We start from the raw sequence: 15605 nt of genomic DNA on the forward strand, positions 1-15605 counted from the left end.
CCCCCCCCCCCCCCCCCCCCCGCCAGCACACGATCGAACAACGGTAGGGCGGTGTCGTTCGTCGTCACGGTGGCCACCCGGGTCATGGTGGCCAACTCCTTGGCGAGGTCGTCCCGCTTGGTCACGGTGGCCTCGTCCAGCGCCACCCACGACGCGTCGAGGGTGGTCCGAGAGGCGACTGTGCCACCCGCCGCGACCACCGTGTCTGCGATGGCAGTGGCCACGTCGGCTTCCGCACCGGGCAGTGACACGATCGCCACACCCCGGCCCGAGGCGACGCCGGCGACAACCCGACGCAACGTGGCTTGCTCGAACGCTGACTGGTCAGCGGTTGTCTGCTCCAGGCCGGTCACCTGTGTGCGCAGGCTGGCCTTGTCACTGCGCAATTGGGTGATCTCGGCGGTCAGGGTGTCACCGATCTGTCCCTGGAGCGGCCCCGCCCCGAGCACGATGCCGACGGCGAGCGCGAGGAAGATCGAGACAATCGAGACCAGGTGGTAGCGGAAATCGATCACGTGAATACCCCCACGATGGTGGACCAGAAGTCATCGAGCCTGGCTCCGATGAGTTGCAACATGGCACGCCCGCCTTCGGTGGCGCTCAGCGCGGCCCCGAGAGCGAGCATCCCGACGAGGAGCATGGCGATGAGCCACCACCCGCTGATTCGTGACCGATAGAGGCGGCTGACGCCCTTGGCATCGATCAATTTGCTCCCGACGCGTAGCCGCGTGAGGAAGGTGCTGGCCATTCCGGCCCGGCCCTTGTCCAGGAACTCCACGAGCGTGGCATGCGTGCCGACGGCGACGATGAGACTGGCCCCCTTGTCATCGGCCAGCAGCATGGCGACGTCCTCGCTGGTGCCGGTGGCCGGGAAGACCACCGCGTCGGTCACCCCGAGGGACTCGACGCGTTCGAGCCCGGGGGCGCGCCCGTCACGGTAGGCGTGGACGACGATCTCGGCGCCACTGGTGAGGGCGCTGTCCGACACAGAGTCCATGTCGCCGACGATCATGTCGGGTTGGAGCCTGGCCTCGATGAGGGCGTCCGCACCACCGTCGACCCCGATGAGGATCGGACGGTATTCGCGGATGTAGTGGCGCAGGATCTGGATGTCCTCCTTGTAGTGATATCCCCGGACGACGATGAGGGCGTGTCGCCCTTCGAACTCGGTGCGCACGTCGGGAACACCGATTCCGTCGAGCAGCAGTTCTCGCTCGCGCAGCAGGTAGGTCATCGTGTTCTCGGCGAAGGACTCCAATTGGTCGTTGAGGCCTTCGCGGGCGGCAGCCATGGCCTCGCGGACACTCACCTCATCCTGGAGGTCCCCGTCGCAGATCCGCTCCACGCCGCTGAGGAGCACGTTGCCCTCGAGGTGGACCGAGTCCCCCTCATCGAGGCGCTCCATGACACCCTTGCCCACATTGTCGAGCAGCGGGATGCCCGCAGCGACGAGGATTTCCGGCCCGAGATTGGGATAGCGACCACTGATCGACGGAGCGACGTTGATGACGGCTGCCGGTCGACAGGCAACCAAGGCCTCGGCGCTGACCTTGTCGAGGTCGATGTGGTCGATGACCGCGATCTCCCCGGGTCGAAGCCGCTTGGTCAGGTTCTTCGTGCGTTTGTCGACCCGGACCGCACCGCTGACCCCCGCATAGTCGGAGTCACGGTTTCTCAGTGGTCGCAGGCGTGGGGACATCCTGCCCATTCTCCCACGCACGGACGACCTGACCGCCCACCCGGTCCACGAGGTCACGTGCGTGTTCGAGCGCGGCCGCTGAGTCGGTCCCGCCGAGCATGCGCGCCAGTTCCTCGAGTCGTGCCGCCCCCTCGACCCGATGGACCTCGGTGCGGATGACGTGACCGTCGTCGGACTTGCGCACGACCAGGTGTCGGTCGGCATGGGCAGCGACCTGGGCCAGGTGGGTGACGACGATGACTTGGCTGTGCCTGGCGAGCTGCGCCAGGCGAGCCCCGACGGCGAGGGCGGCGCGGCCACCGATACCCGCGTCGATCTCGTCGAAGACGAAGGTCGGAGGCCCTGGGACCGCCTGCGCGATGGCCACCTCGATGGCGAGCATGATCCGGGAGAGTTCACCGCCGGAGGCCGATCGGGCAATGGAGCGCAGCACGCCGCCGGCGTGTGATCGCAGACCGATCTCCACGTCATCGGCACCCGACGGGCCCGGACGTGCCGCGGGGCGCACCTCGACCGCCACGACCGTGTGGGGCATCGCGAGCTGGGCCAGTTCAGCCGTGATCCCGGCCGAGAGTTCTGCCGCCGCCCGCTGTCGCTGCCTCGTGAGATCTTGAGCGGCCACTTCCCTGGCGGCCGCGAGGTCCGCGACGGCTGCATCGAGTTGGTCCACGCGACCGTCGTCGTCGAGCAGCCCACCCAGCCTGGCCGCCGCGGAGCGACCCCAGGCGATCACCTCGTCGATGTCCGCGCCGTAGATACGGGTCAGCTCGCTCAGGAGGGCGCGGCGTTCATTGACCGCGTCCAGGCGTCCGTCCTCGACGTCGAGGCCGGCCGCGTAGGACGCGACGTCCGCCGCCAGGTCGGTCAGGAGGTGCCCCAGCTCAGCTGCCCTCGACCCGAGCTCGGCCAGTGCGGGGTCCATGTCCCCTGCCTGCTGCAAGGCGGACCGCGCCCGCGCCATGCGACCCAACACTCCGGCGTCGTCGACCCCCGAGGCCTCGTCAGCCCCGGACAGCAGGAGCGTGGCCTCCGAAGCGGCGGCCCGGAGGTCTTCCACGTGACCCAGTCGCTCGGCCTCGACCGCGAGGGCATGGTCCTCGCCGGGCTGTGGGTCGGCGCCGTCGATCCGCTCCAGACCCACCGTGAGTGCGGCCGCCTCCTGGGCCCGTTCGCGGGCGTGGGCGCGGAGTTCGGTGAGTTCTTGCTGTGCGTTGGCATGGTCCTCATACGCCATCCGGTATGCCGTGAACGCGTGCTCCAATTCGGGACCACCGAAGCGGTCGAGCAGGTCACGGTGCTGGTCGAGGTGGCGCAGCCGCCATTGGTCGGCCTGCCCGTGCACAGCCACGAGGTGCTCGCCGATCTCGGCCAGGACACCGATCGGCGCCATGCGGCCCCCGACATGAGCGCGTGAGCGTCCCTCCGCACTGACCGTGCGAACCAGGACCAGATCGGCCTCGTCCGGCGCTCCTGCCTCGGTGGCCACTGTGCGGGCCTGATGGCCGTCAGGGAGGGAGGCCACCCCCTCGACGACCGCACGTGACGAGCCTTCGCGAACCAGAGCGCTGTCGGCGCGGGATCCCAACAGCAGCCCCAAGCCGGTGACCACCATGGTCTTGCCCGCACCCGTTTCACCGGTCAGGACGGTGAGGCCACGATCGAGGTCCAGACGTGCGTGGTCGATGACCCCGAGGTCGGTGATGGCGATGTCGCTCAGCATCAGGATCGGTGCCCAGTACCACGCCAACCGTGGACGTCCAGATGAAACTTGTCGACCAGTCGGTCGATGAAGGGAGCCTGCCGAAGCCGAGCCAGGCGGACCGGCTCGACCGCCCTCTCGACTTCGATCCGCGCGCCACTGGGGAGGTCGACGGCGCGGCGGCCGTCACACCACACCACGCCTTGTGCGTCGACATGCGGGAGGATCTCGACCGCCAACCGGGACGCCGGTCCGACGACCACCGGTCGCGCGAACAACGCGTGGGCGCTGATCGGCACGAGCAGAAGGGCTTCGACGTCCGGCCACACGATGGGCCCACCGGCCGAGAACGCGTATGCCGTGGAGCCGGTGGGCGTCGCCATGACGAGGCCGTCGCAGCCCCAGGTGGAGAGGGGACGACCGTCGATCTCGACGGTCATCTCGATCATGCGCTCGCGCGAGGCCTTCTCGACGGTCACCTCGTTGAGGGCCCAGGAGGAGAAGAACTGCTCGCCGCCACGCAGGGCGCGCACCTGGAGCGCCATTCGCTCCTCGACGAGGTAGTCCCCGGCCACGATCCGATCCACCGTGGTGCCGATCTCCTCGGGGTCGGCCTCGGCCAGAAAGCCCACGTGTCCGAGGTTGATTCCCAGGATCGGCACCCCCGTGCCGCGAGACAACTCGGCTCCGCGCAGGATGCTGCCGTCGCCGCCCAGGATGAGCACGAGTTCGCAGCCTGCTGCCGGGTTGGCCGGGTCCGCCATCAGGAGGGCATCACAGTCCCCCATCGGCGTACCGTGCACGTCCGCAGCCAACGCCACTGGTTGGACACCGGCCGCGAGGAGCCGCTTGGCGACCACGTCGGCGAGTTCCTGGGCATCACGCCGGGTGGGATGCACGAGGAGCAGGATCCGTCGCTGGTCCATCGATCTCCTTCGGCGGTCCTGGCCAGTGCGTCTCCTCAACGAGGCGCTGAGGACACCACCTCGATCGTACGGGTGAGCACGGACGGATCCATGTCCGCCCCGTCTGCCGGGTGAAGCCAGAGCAGGAACTCCCGGTTGCCATGCGTGCCCGAGATCGGACTGGGCAGCAGGCCCTGCACGCCCAGGCCGTGCTCGGCCGCGGAGTCCACCACCCGCCCGATGGCCAGGGCTCGATCCCGCGAGCGCGAGACGATGCCGTTCTTGCCGAGCCGCTCCCGCCCCACTTCGAACTGAGGCTTGACCAGGAGAACCACCTCACCCTCCGGCGTGACCGCCCTCGCCATGGCGGGCATCGCGACCGTCAAGGAGATGAAGGACAGGTCGGCGACCAGAATGTCGAAGGGATCGAGCGACAGGGAGTCCAGGTCACGGACGGACACGCCCTCCACGTCGGAGACACGTGGGTCCGCGGCCACCGATGGGTGGAGTTGACCGTGACCGACGTCGAGGGCAACGACGTGCCGCGCACCGTGGGCGAGCAGGACCTGGGTGAAACCTCCGGTGGACGCCCCGACATCGAGCGCACGACGACCCCCAACGTCGATGCGCCAACTGGTGAGGGCGTGGTGGAGTTTCTCGGCTCCGCGATTGACCCATCGGCATGGTGGGCCGGTGACCACCAACTCGTCGTCCGCTGCCACTTCGGTCGACGGCTTGGGAGTCGCCGGGCCGCCCGGGATCTCAACGTCGCCGGCCTCGATCAGTTCCTTGGCGTGCCCCCTGGATCGGGCCATCCCGCGGCGCACCAGTTCGAGGTCAAGACGGGCGATCTCATCCCCCCAGGTCGGCCAGGCGTCCCTGCAGCGTGCGGTGCACGGCCTCGCCCCGATCGAGGATGGCATCGAGGTCGCCCGCATCCGCGACAGCCAGATCCGTCAGGGCCGCATCGATGACGATGTCGCCGGTGCGAGGTGCGTCGATGCTGCGGGATGGCTCGGCGTCGTCGCTATCCCGCGGCTGCGCAGCCGACTGATCGAAATGATCACTCACGTGGTGGCCTTTGTGGCCGGAGCCTTCTTCGCCGGAGCCTTCTTCGCGGGAGCCTTCCTGGCAGCCGTCGCCTTCGCGGGTGCCTTCTTGGCAGCCGTCGTCGCCGCCGTAGCCGGCCTTGGGGTCGCCTTCTTGGCAGCCGTCGTCTTGACGGGTGCCTTCTTGGCCGAAGTCTTCTTGGCAGCCGTTGTCCTGGCGGGTGCCTTCTTCGCAGACGCCTGCTTGGCCAGCCGTTGGGTGGCCGTCGATGCGGGCTTGGACGCGGCTGGCGCGGGCTCCGGCGCGGATTCGCCGGGAGACACAGCGCCGGGCAGTGCCGCCAAGCCCGCGGCGACGGCGTCCTCGCCCTGCTTAAGGGCAGTCGTGGCCAGCGCCTCGACCTGGCCGGCCAGGTCCTGGACGCGGCGTCGAAGGCTCTCGACTTCAGCCGACACGGTGCCGAGGTCCAGTGCCGACATGGCATTCTCGAGTTCGCGACGGATGAGTCGGGTGATCTGCTGGCGATTGGTCTCGGCCGCGCTGACGAACTCCTCGGCCAACTTGTTGGCCTGCTTGGCCACCTTCTTGCTCGACGACGGGGCGTTCGCCGTCAGTTCGAGGATTTCCCCGACCGCTTCCGCTGCCCGAGCACGGGTCATCTCGCCCAAACCGGAGGCGAGTTCGACGAATCCCTGGATCGAGGACTTGGCCATGAGAGTTCTCCTGTCGTGGATGGCTGAAGCGATGATTCGCCCACGCTACTCGGCGGACGTGACTGTTCGCAGGAGGCCGTCGACATCGAGCCGGCGCAGGTGTGCCTCCGGATCGGACGCACGGTCGACCGCCGCCCATTGCCTTTTGACCTCGTCGGTCAGCCTCACGCACTCCGCCGCGGCCTCGGGCAGCATGAGACAGGAGAGGTCTCGCGCCACGTGGGTGGGGCGCAAGGCGGCGGGCGCTCCGATGATGGCGGACAGGTCGTCCACTCCGGTGAGCACGACGAGGGAGTCCATGCCCAGGCTGTTGGCACCGGCGATGTCGGTCTCCAGCCGGTCACCGATGGCCAGCACCTGTTGGGGTGGCAGCGCGAGCCGGTCCGCGCACAATTCGTAGATCGGCGTCTCGGGCTTCCCCGCCACGAGGTCGGGTCGCCGCCCCACGGCGTTGACGACCGCATCCACCAAGGAGCCCCCGCCGGGTGCCACGCCTCGGTCCGTGGGAAGCGTGGAATCGAGGTTTGTCGCGACCCACAGGGCTCCGCCTTGCACCCCGTATGCCGCTTCGGCGAGGTCCGAGGCAGTCACCGTGGGCCCGTAGCCCTGGACGACGGCGTCGACGCGCTCGGTACCTATGCGTTCCACGACCTGGAATCCGGCCTCACGCAGCGCAACCCCGACACCGGGGCCACCCACGGCGAGCACCGCGGCTCCAGGCGGTTGGTGTCGCGCGAGCAACCACGCGGCAGCCTGCGATGAGTTCACGACGTCCGAGGCCTCGACCGCCAGACCGAGTTCGCGCAGGTGGGCCGCGACGACGTCAGGGGTTCGAGCAGCGTTGTTCGTGGCGTAGAGCACGGGGCGTCGCTGGGTCGACAGCGCTTCCACGGCATGGGGAACGGCGGCCTGACCGCGGTAGACCACCCCGTCAAGATCGCAGATGAGCGCGGCATACGCTTCGAACGGTGCCGTCATCGGACGTCAGGGTCCTCCGTGCCCAGTGAGTCCTCGGCCCCGGACTCCTCCGAGTCGTCGCCTTCGAGCAGATCCGTCTGAACGGTCCCTTGCAACTCCTCGACTCTTTCCACAGCGTCGGTTTCCCCTTCGACATCGCCGAGTGCGGCCCGCGTGAACCAGTCGAGGGCTTCGTCGGCGCGCCCGAGAGCAGCAAGGGTGTCGGCATAGGCGTACTGCAGCCGGAAGGCACCCTTGCGCCTGAGCCCGGGACCCTGAAGTGCCACCAGCGCCGCGGCATCCTGCCCCATGTCGCGTCGAACTCCCGAGACGACGATGGTGAGTTCTTCACGTTCGGCGGCCGTGAGCGTTCGTGCCTCGGGCGAACTGGCCAGCTCCAGGGCACGGTCAAAGCGTCCCAGTCCCCGCTCGCAGTCGACCATCAAGGCAAGCAGGTGACTTGATCCGCTGAGGCGGCGCACGGTCCGGAACTCACCAAGGGCACGGTTGTAGTCGCCCATCCGGTAGGCCACCATCCCCAGTGCCTCGCGAGCCGCCGGCACGCGACCAGCGCGCCGAACAGCCGTCTCCGCATGCGCGAGGGCCAACTGCGTCTCGTCAGCCGCCAGGGTGGCCGCCACCATGACCAGGTGGCGGGCGACGCCCTCGGCGTTCTCCTTGGTGAGGGTTCGCAACTGGTGGTGCACGGAGCGATCGAGTTCCTGACCCGTCACGTCGTCAGGTAGCGGCGGCTCGGGAACGCGTGGCTTCCGGGGCGGGCGATTGGGATTCTGGTCCGGACGAAGCTCGGCACCAGGGCCCGTGCCGCGCCGGTCGGCCGCCGGGCCGTCGCCACGGCTGCGGCCAGCTTCCCGACTTCCCCCAGTGGAGCGGCGATCATCCCGTCGACCGCCGCCGCCGCGTCGGTCACCACCTCGTGGACCGCCGCGGCCCTCCCCGCGACTCTCGCCCCGGTCATCGCGGCGGTACCCGCCGAGACCATTGGCGCGCGACCCAGGGCCGTGACTCGCTGTCGAAACCGAAATGGCCCGCCGATAAATCGGCGGGCCATTTGGAATGATTGTCCGGCTGCGTCCTACTCTCCCACACCGTCCCCAGTGCAGTACCATCGGCGCTGAAGGGCTTAGCTTCCGGGTTCGGAATGGAGCCGGGCGTTTCCCCTTCGCTATGACAGCCGAAACTCTATGGAGATGTCAATCGTTCCCGACCGTATCTCGGGAACTGCACAGTGGACGCGAACAACAAAACTTTTGATGTGTATCAAGTTATCGGCTTATTAGTACCAGTCAGCTACATGCATTACTGCACTTCCACGTCTGGCCTATCAACCCGGTAGTCTAGCCGGGAGCCTCTCGGGGCAAGCCCCATGGAAACCTCATCTTGAAACGTGCTTCCCGCTTAGATGCTTTCAGCGGTTATCACTTCCGAACGTAGCTAATCAGCGGTGCTCTTGGCAGAACAACTGACACACCAGAGGTTCGTCCAACCCGGTCCTCTCGTACTAGGGTCAGCCTTTCTCAAGTTTCCTACGCGCACAGCGGATAGGGACCGAACTGTCTCACGACGTTCTAAACCCAGCTCGCGTACCGCTTTAATGGGCGAACAGCCCAACCCTTGGGAGCGACTCCACCCCCAGGATGCGACGAGCCGACATCGAGGTGCCAAACCATGCCGTCGATATGGACTCTTGGGCAAGATCAGCCTGTTATCCCCGGGGTACCTTTTATCCGTTGAGCGACGGCGCTTCCACAAGCCACCGCCGGGTCACTAGTTCCGACTTTCGTCCCTGCTCGAGATGTCTCTCTCGCAGTCAAGCTCCCTTGTGCACTTACACTCGACACCTGATTGCCAACCAGGCTGAGGGAACCTTTGAGCGCCTCCGTTACCTTTTAGGAGGCAACCGCCCCAGTTAAACTACCCACCAGGCACTGTCCCTGATCCGGATCACGGACCGAGGTTAGACATCCAGAACGACCAGAGTGGTATTTCAACGTTGACTCCACCGACACTGGCGTGCCGGCTTCAAAGTCTCCCACCTATCCTACACAAGCCGTCCCGAACACCAATACCAAGCTATAGTGAAGGTCCCGGGGTCTTTCCGTCCTGCTGCGCGTAACGAGCATCTTTACTCGTAGTGCAATTTCGCCGAGTTCGCGGTTGAGACAGTGGAGAAGTCGTTACGCCATTCGTGCAGGTCGGAACTTACCCGACAAGGAATTTCGCTACCTTAGGATGGTTATAGTTACCACCGCCGTTTACTGGGGCTTAAATTCTGAGCTTCGACCCGAAGATCTAACCCGTCCTCTTAACCTTCCAGCACCGGGCAGGCGTCAGTCCGTATACATCGTCTTGCGACTTCGCACGGACCTGTGTTTTTAGTAAACAGTCGCTTCTCCCTGGTCTCTGCGGCCCTTTCCCCTAGTCAGCAAGTGACTTCAGAGTCTGGGCCCCCCTTCTCCCGAAGTTACGGGGGCATTTTGCCGAATTCCTTAACCACGATTCACTCGATCGCCTTGGTATTCTCTACCTAACCACCTGAGTCGGTTTGGGGTACGGGCGGCTCGAACCTCGCTAGAAGATTTTCTTGGCAGCATAGGATCACCCTGCTTCCCGCATTCGCGGTCACTATCAGGTCTCAGGATATGTGTGAGACGGATTTGCCTATCTCACTCCCTACACCCTTGGACGTGGACTACCATCGCCACGCGGAGGCTACCTTCCTGCGTCTCTCCATTGCTTGACTACTACTCAATAGGGTCGCGCGCTCCACTGAAAGATTCATCCGAAGACTTCACGATCAGCTTCAGGCGCTTAGCATCAAAAGGTTCGTCATGGGCGGTTCTTCGCCGGTTCCGGAATATCAACCGGATGTCCATCGACTACGCCTGTCGGCCTCGCCTTAGGTCCCGACTTACCCAGGGCAGATTAGCTTGACCCTGGAACCCTTGGTTATTCGGCGGACGGGTTTCTCACCCGTCATTCGCTACTCATGCCTGCATTCTCACTCGTGTGGCCTCCACGGCTGGATCACTCCGCCGCTTCCCTGGCCACACGACGCTCCCCTACCCATCAACACGCTTGGAACATGAACCCGCAGGTGTCATATCCGGGCAAAGTGTCAATGCCACAGCTTCGGTGGTGTGCTTGAGCCCCGCTACATTGTCGGCGCGGAATCACTTGACCAGTGAGCTATTACGCACTCTTTAAAGGGTGGCTGCTTCTAAGCCAACCTCCTGGTTGTCAATGCAACTCCACATCCTTTCCCACTTAGCACACGCTTGGGGACCTTAGCTGGTGGTCTGGGCTGTTTCCCTCTCGACTACGGAGCTTATCCCCCGCAGTCTCACTGCCACGCTCTCACTTACCGGCATTCGGAGTTTGGCTAACGTCAGTAACCTGGTGGGGCCCATCGGCTATCCAGTAGCTCTACCTCCGGTAAGAAACACGTGACGCTGCACCTAAATGCATTTCGGGGAGAACCAGCTATCACGGAGTTTGATTGGCCTTTCACCCCTACCCACAGCTCATCCCCTCAGTTTTCAACCTAAGTGGGTTCGGCCCTCCACGACGTCTTACCGTCGCTTCAGCCTGGCCATGGGTAGATCACTCCGCTTCGGGTCTAGACCCAGCGACTATGGCGCCCTATTCGGACTCGCTTTCGCTACGGCTTCCCCACACGGGTTAACCTCGCCACTGAGCACTAACTCGCAGGCTCATTCTTCAAAAGGCACGCTGTCACCCCACAAGGAGGCTCCAACGGATTGTAGGCAAACGGTTTCAGGATCTATTTCACTCCCCTCCCGGGGTACTTTTCACCTTTCCCTCACGGTACTTGTCCGCTATCGGTCACCAGGGAATATTTAGGCTTAGCGGGTGGTCCCGCCAGATTCACACGGGATTTCTCGGGCCCCGTGCTACTTGGGATGACTCTCTGGAGTTCGCGTCATTTCGTCTACGGGAGTGGCACCCTCTGTGCTGGACCTTTCAATGTCCTTCGACTATGGCGCGAATTTTTGACTCCATGTCAGTCTGTCAGAACTGACCAAGAGGTCCCACGACCCCGAACATGCAACGCCTGACAGCTATCACACATGCTCGGTTTAGCCTCTTCCGCTTTCGCTCGCCACTACTCACGGAATCGCGGTTGCTTTCTCTTCCTGTGGGTACTGAGATGTTTCACTTCCCCACGTTCCCTCTACCCGCCCTATGTGTTCAGGCGGGAGTGACTGGACTTGCCTCCAGCCGGGTTTCCCCATTCGGAAATCCTCGGATCACAGTCTGGTTATCGACTCCCCGAGGCTTATCGCAGATTCCTACGTCCTTCTTCGGTTCCTGGTGCCAAGGCATCCACCGTTTGCCCTTAAAAACTTGATGCACAAAGATTTTAAGATGCTCGCGTCCACTGTGTAGTTCTCAACATACGGGCGGTCCCTTCACGTGTATCGGCGCCTACCGAAGACTCGGCGGTTCGTCCGTGGTGAAGGTCCTGGGCCGTTTCCGGCCTGAGGTAGAAGCTTGCGCTCCCGAGCCCTCAGGACCCAACAACGTGTCAGGCGCTGTTCCCTTGCCGGCTGCGTTCCACTGTCTTTCGACTTGTACTTGCAGCGCCGGCTCGAGTCCAGCGCCAAATAATCGATGTTCCACCCTTGAGCACCTGCTGACCGACATTCGCAGTCAGACCAGGCTCTGGATCGCTGTCGCGACCAGTGCTCCTTAGAAAGGAGGTGATCCAGCCGCACCTTCCGGTACGGCTACCTTGTTACGACTTAGTCCCAATCGCCAGTCCCACCTTCGACGGCTCCCCCCACAAGGGTTGGGCCACCGGCTTCGGGTGTTACCGACTTTCGTGACTTGACGGGCGGTGTGTACAAGGCCCGGGAACGTATTCACCGCAGCATTGCTGATCTGCGATTACTAGCGACTCCGACTTCATGGGGTCGAGTTGCAGACCCCAATCCGAACTGAGACCGGTTTTTTGGGATTCGCTCCATCTCGCGATTTCGCAGCCCTTTGTACCGGCCATTGTAGCATGTGTGAAGCCCAAGACATAAGGGGCATGATGATTTGACGTCATCCCCACCTTCCTCCGAGTTGACCCCGGCAGTCTCCTATGAGTCCCCGCCTTTACGCGCTGGCAACATAGAACGAGGGTTGCGCTCGTTGCGGGACTTAACCCAACATCTCACGACACGAGCTGACGACAACCATGCACCACCTGTATACCGACCTTGCGGGGCACCCATCTCTGGGTGTTTCCGGTATATGTCAAGCCTTGGTAAGGTTCTTCGCGTTGCATCGAATTAATCCACATGCTCCGCCGCTTGTGCGGGCCCCCGTCAATTCCTTTGAGTTTTAGCCTTGCGGCCGTACTCCCCAGGCGGGGAACTTAATGCGTTAGCTGCGGCACGGATCTCGTGGAATGAGACCCACACCTAGTTCCCAACGTTTACGGCGTGGACTACCAGGGTATCTAATCCTGTTCGCTCCCCACGCTTTCGCTTCTCAGCGTCAGTAGTGGCCCAGAGACCTGCCTTCGCCATCGGTGTTCCTCCTGATATCTGCGCATTTCACCGCTACACCAGGAATTCCAGTCTCCCCTACCACACTCTAGTCTGCCCGTACCCACTGCAAGTCCGGGGTTGAGCCCCGGATTTTCACAGCAGACGCGACAAACCGCCTACAAGCTCTTTACGCCCAATAATTCCGGACAACGCTCGCACCCTACGTATTACCGCGGCTGCTGGCACGTAGTTAGCCGGTGCTTCTTCTGTAGGTACCGTCACTTTCGCTTCTTCCCTACTGAAAGAGGTTTACAACCCGAAGGCCGTCATCCCTCACGCGGCGTTGCTGCATCAGGCTTGCGCCCATTGTGCAATATTCCCCACTGCTGCCTCCCGTAGGAGTCTGGGCCGTGTCTCAGTCCCAGTGTGGCCGGTCGCCCTCTCAGGCCGGCTACCCGTCGTCGCCTTGGTGAGCCATTACCTCACCAACAAGCTGATAGGCCGCGAGTCCATCCCAGACCGAAAAACTTTCCAGACGGTAGAGATGCCTCTCCGTCTCGTATCCGGTATTAGCAGCTGTTTCCAACTGTTATTCCAGAGTCTGGGGCAGGTTACTCACGTGTTACTCACCCGTTCGCCACTGATCGGAGGAGCAAGCTCCTCGTCACCGTTCGACTTGCATGTGTTAAGCACGCCGCCAGCGTTCGTCCTGAGCCAGGATCAAACTCTCCGTTGATGTTTGACTCTCTCACCCGGAGGTGGAGAAATCGTTACCCATCGAAGGGTTGTTTCCAGGCTGAGCACAAACAACTAGCTTTCGCTGTTGTTCGTTGTCCAACCAAAGGATTTTCGTACGAGGACGACGTCGCACAGGCCGTTTGGCCCGCTTGCCGTCACCTCGTGACGAGGTTAATTGGCATCGATTTTTGACACGCTGTTGAGTTCTCAAGGTTCGGACGCGCACCATCACTCGATTCGGTGAATCTCGTTTTGGGGCAACCATTCCAACTTACCCGCGTCCATGCTTGGGCGTCAAATCCGCGGCTCTCGAGGAGCTTCGCGGATCAGATCGCGCTTGGATCTCTGCGGTCCCACTACTTTAGCGTCCAGTTGGCGACGCTCCAAATCGGCTCTGCGAGCCTCCTCGGTGGGTGGGTGTCAGTCCTGGGACCGGCCTGCTTGGTGCGGTGCTCGAGACCAGCTCGTGCTCCGCCGCTTGGCGTCCGTTCCTCCCTGTCGGGCTGACGTCGAGAACATTAGATGACGTTCTCGGCAAACTCCAAATCGGCCCTCCCGACGACCCTCCCCTGCCGATGCCGCTGGCGCGAGTTGGCCTCTGCCACAAAGTAATCCGGCCTCTCGTGTCATGCGGCGAGGTTCGGGTCGGGCGTCAGGACCGCTCGCGGCGGCCGGCGGCCATCGCCTTGCGACCCCGGCGCAGGATGGCGACCTCGCCGTGGAGGAAGTCCTCCTCGGTCAGCACGGACTCGGCGTCGCTCACCTTCGTGCCGTTGACCGACGCCCCGCCATCGGCGATCGCCCGCCGGGCCGCGTTGCGGGACTCCACGAGGCCGACGGCGACGAGGGCCTCGGTGATGGGCATCCCCACGGCCACGGGCCCCGTGGGCAGCTCGGCCACGGCGTCGCGCAGGGTGTCGGCGTCGAGGGAGCGCAGGTCGCCCCTGCCGAAGAGTGCCTCCGACGCAGCGAGCACCGCGGCATACGCCTCGGAGCCGTGCACGAGGGTGACCATGTCGCCGGCCAACGCCTTCTGCGCCGCGCGCCGGAAGGGCTCCTCGGCCACCTGTCGCTCGAGCTCGGCGATGTCCTCCTGTCCCCGGTCGCTGAACACCTTGAGCAGGGTGATGACCGAGGCGTCCTCGATGTTGAGGAAGTACTGGTAGAAGGCGTAGGGGCTCGTCATGTCCGCCGAGAGCCAGATCGCGTTGCCTTCCGACTTGCCAAACTTGACGCCCGACGCGTCGGTGAGCAGCGGCGAGGTCATCAGGTGGACGTCGGCCCCCTCGACCTTGTGGATGAGGTCGACGCCGGCGGTGAGGTTGCCCCACTGGTCCGAGCCGCCGATCTGCATCGTGCAGCCGTGGTGCCTGTAGAGCTCCAGGAAGTCGAGCGCCTGCAGGAGCTGGTAGCTGAACTCGGTGAAGGAGATCCCCTCCTGGCTCTCCAGACGCGCGGCGATGGCGTCCTTCTTGACCATCTGGTTGACCCGGAAGTGCTTTCCGACGTCGCGCAGGAAGTCGAGCGCCGACAAGGGTGCGGTCCAGTCGAGGTTGTCGACCATGACGGCCGGATGCGCGCAGGCGGGGTCGGTGCCCTCGAAGTCGAGGAAGGGCCGCACCAGCTCCTTGATCCGGGCGACATTGGCCGCCGTCTGCTCCTTGGTCTTCATGAGCCGCTCACTCGTCGGCTTGGGGTCGCCGATGAGACCGGTCGACCCACCGACCAGGCAGATCACCTTGTGCCCGGCCCGCTGGAAGCGTCGCAGCGCCACGAGCTGGACGAAGTTCCCGAAGTGCAACGAGGGCGCCGTGGGGTCGAAGCCGCAGTAGAGCGTGATCGGTCCCGCCGCGAGGGCCTCCCGCAGCGCGGCCTCGTCGGTGGTCTGGGCCACCGCTCCGCGCCACTGCAGCTCGTCGAGGATGTCGCTCACGCTCGTCGCTTCCGTTCTCGTCCGTCGGCCCCGTCCGTGCCGGGTATGCCGCCTGCTCCCCACCCCGGGTCGGGTGGCGGTCACAGCCTGCCACGCCCAAACCGTTTGCCTCCGCACCGGCCGGGCGCTGGGATGGGCGGATGCCCCAGGGACTCGATGCCGACGGCCGGACGGCCCTGGTGCGCCGACTGCTGTCCGGGGCGCTGCCCGGCGCTGCCGACCAGCCGCTGCGCCGGCTCACCACCTCCGGCACCGAGCACGACGTGTGGCGCATCGGCGCGGACCTCGTCCTGCGCCTCCCCCGCGACGCCGACGCCGAGACCGGCCTGCGCAAGGAGTCCGCGTGGTGGCCCCTCCTGCGACCCCACCTGCCAGAGTGGCTGGGGGGG

11 protein-coding genes, 3 rRNA genes and 1 pseudogene are annotated in these 15605 nt (G+C 64.4%); 1 reads left to right on the forward strand and 14 read right to left on the reverse strand.

Annotation, left to right across the window (positions count from 1 at the left end):
* From BN10_RS13620 to tyrS, 14 genes are all read right to left on the reverse strand, one after another.
* The coding region (locus tag BN10_RS13620; protein WP_198014063.1) for a copper transporter at positions 1-515 on the reverse strand (515 nt) is incomplete at its 3' end.
* The gene (gene steA, locus BN10_RS13625) at positions 512-1708 is read right to left on the reverse strand and encodes a putative cytokinetic ring protein SteA (RefSeq protein WP_010851842.1); all 1197 of its coding nucleotides are present in this window, start codon (positions 1706-1708) and stop codon (positions 512-514) included. The genes BN10_RS13620 and steA, both read right to left, overlap by 4 nt.
* A complete protein-coding gene (gene recN / locus BN10_RS13630) occupies positions 1665-3419 on the reverse strand; it encodes a DNA repair protein RecN (protein ID WP_040751955.1) in 1755 nt (584 codons plus the stop codon). Before recN ends, steA begins: the two co-directional genes overlap by 44 nt.
* Positions 3419-4324 carry an NAD kinase gene (locus BN10_RS13635; protein ID WP_010851844.1) on the reverse strand — a complete coding sequence of 302 codons (906 nt, stop codon included), beginning with the start codon at positions 4322-4324 and terminating at the stop codon, positions 3419-3421. Before BN10_RS13635 ends, recN begins: the two co-directional genes overlap by 1 nt.
* 35 nt (positions 4325-4359) lie before the next feature.
* Positions 4360-5214 (reverse strand): TlyA family RNA methyltransferase, encoded by an 855-nt coding sequence (locus tag BN10_RS13640; protein ID WP_324603540.1) that lies wholly within the window; start codon positions 5212-5214, stop codon positions 4360-4362.
* Positions 5156-5374, reverse strand: coding sequence for a hypothetical protein (locus BN10_RS17500; protein WP_040751958.1), 219 nt, complete (start codon positions 5372-5374; stop codon positions 5156-5158). Before BN10_RS17500 ends, BN10_RS13640 begins: the two co-directional genes overlap by 59 nt.
* A complete protein-coding gene (locus BN10_RS17505; RefSeq protein ID WP_010851846.1) occupies positions 5371-6066 on the reverse strand; it encodes a hypothetical protein in 696 nt (231 codons plus the stop codon). Before BN10_RS17505 ends, BN10_RS17500 begins: the two co-directional genes overlap by 4 nt.
* Positions 6067-6111: 45 nt before the next feature.
* On the reverse strand, positions 6112-7044 hold the full coding sequence (locus tag BN10_RS13655; RefSeq protein WP_010851847.1) for an HAD-IIA family hydrolase: 933 nt from the start codon (positions 7042-7044) through the stop codon (positions 6112-6114).
* The gene (locus BN10_RS13660) at positions 7041-7757 is read right to left on the reverse strand and encodes a tetratricopeptide repeat protein (RefSeq protein WP_010851848.1); all 717 of its coding nucleotides are present in this window, start codon (positions 7755-7757) and stop codon (positions 7041-7043) included. Before BN10_RS13660 ends, BN10_RS13655 begins: the two co-directional genes overlap by 4 nt.
* Positions 7754-8002, reverse strand: a complete 249-nt coding sequence (locus tag BN10_RS13665) for a hypothetical protein (RefSeq protein WP_156917246.1) — start codon at positions 8000-8002, stop codon at positions 7754-7756. The genes BN10_RS13660 and BN10_RS13665 overlap by 4 nt, the downstream gene beginning before the upstream one ends.
* A 104-nt stretch (positions 8003-8106) precedes the next feature.
* A 5S ribosomal RNA gene (rrf, locus tag BN10_RS13670) occupies positions 8107-8223 on the reverse strand.
* A 77-nt stretch (positions 8224-8300) separates the two neighbouring features.
* A 23S ribosomal RNA gene (locus tag BN10_RS13675) occupies positions 8301-11418 on the reverse strand.
* A gap of 343 nt (positions 11419-11761) precedes the next feature.
* Positions 11762-13281, reverse strand: a 16S ribosomal RNA gene (locus tag BN10_RS13680).
* Together the 16S, 23S and 5S rRNA genes form the textbook arrangement of a ribosomal RNA operon.
* A 654-nt stretch (positions 13282-13935) precedes the next feature.
* Entirely contained in the window at positions 13936-15216 is a 1281-nt protein-coding gene (gene tyrS / locus BN10_RS13685) for a tyrosine--tRNA ligase (protein ID WP_010851851.1), read from the reverse strand.
* Positions 15217-15356: 140 nt separating this feature from the next.
* Here tyrS and BN10_RS17510 point away from each other — a divergent pair.
* Positions 15357-15605: pseudogene (locus tag BN10_RS17510) on the forward strand (hypothetical protein); the annotation flags it as partial.

The organism is Phycicoccus elongatus Lp2, from assembly GCF_000367525.1.
GTDB classification, from domain to species: Bacteria; Actinomycetota; Actinomycetes; order Actinomycetales; family Dermatophilaceae; genus Phycicoccus_A; species Phycicoccus_A elongatus.

What these genes read in the sequence shown, in the direction of transcription:
- steA (WP_010851842.1), bottom strand. Translation starts at nt 1,708, where the DNA reads ATGGGCAGGATGTCCCCACGCCTGCGACCACTGAGAAACCGTGACTCC.
- BN10_RS13665 (WP_156917246.1), bottom strand. Translation starts at nt 8,002, where the DNA reads ATGACCGGGGCGAGAGTCGCGGGGAGGGCCGCGGCGGTCCACGAGGTG.
- recN (WP_040751955.1), bottom strand. Translation starts at nt 3,419, where the DNA reads ATGCTGAGCGACATCGCCATCACCGACCTCGGGGTCATCGACCACGCA.
- BN10_RS13655 (WP_010851847.1), bottom strand. Translation starts at nt 7,044, where the DNA reads ATGACGGCACCGTTCGAAGCGTATGCCGCGCTCATCTGCGATCTTGAC.
- BN10_RS17505 (WP_010851846.1), bottom strand. Translation starts at nt 6,066, where the DNA reads ATGGCCAAGTCCTCGATCCAGGGATTCGTCGAACTCGCCTCCGGTTTG.
- BN10_RS13635 (WP_010851844.1), bottom strand. Translation starts at nt 4,324, where the DNA reads ATGGACCAGCGACGGATCCTGCTCCTCGTGCATCCCACCCGGCGTGAT.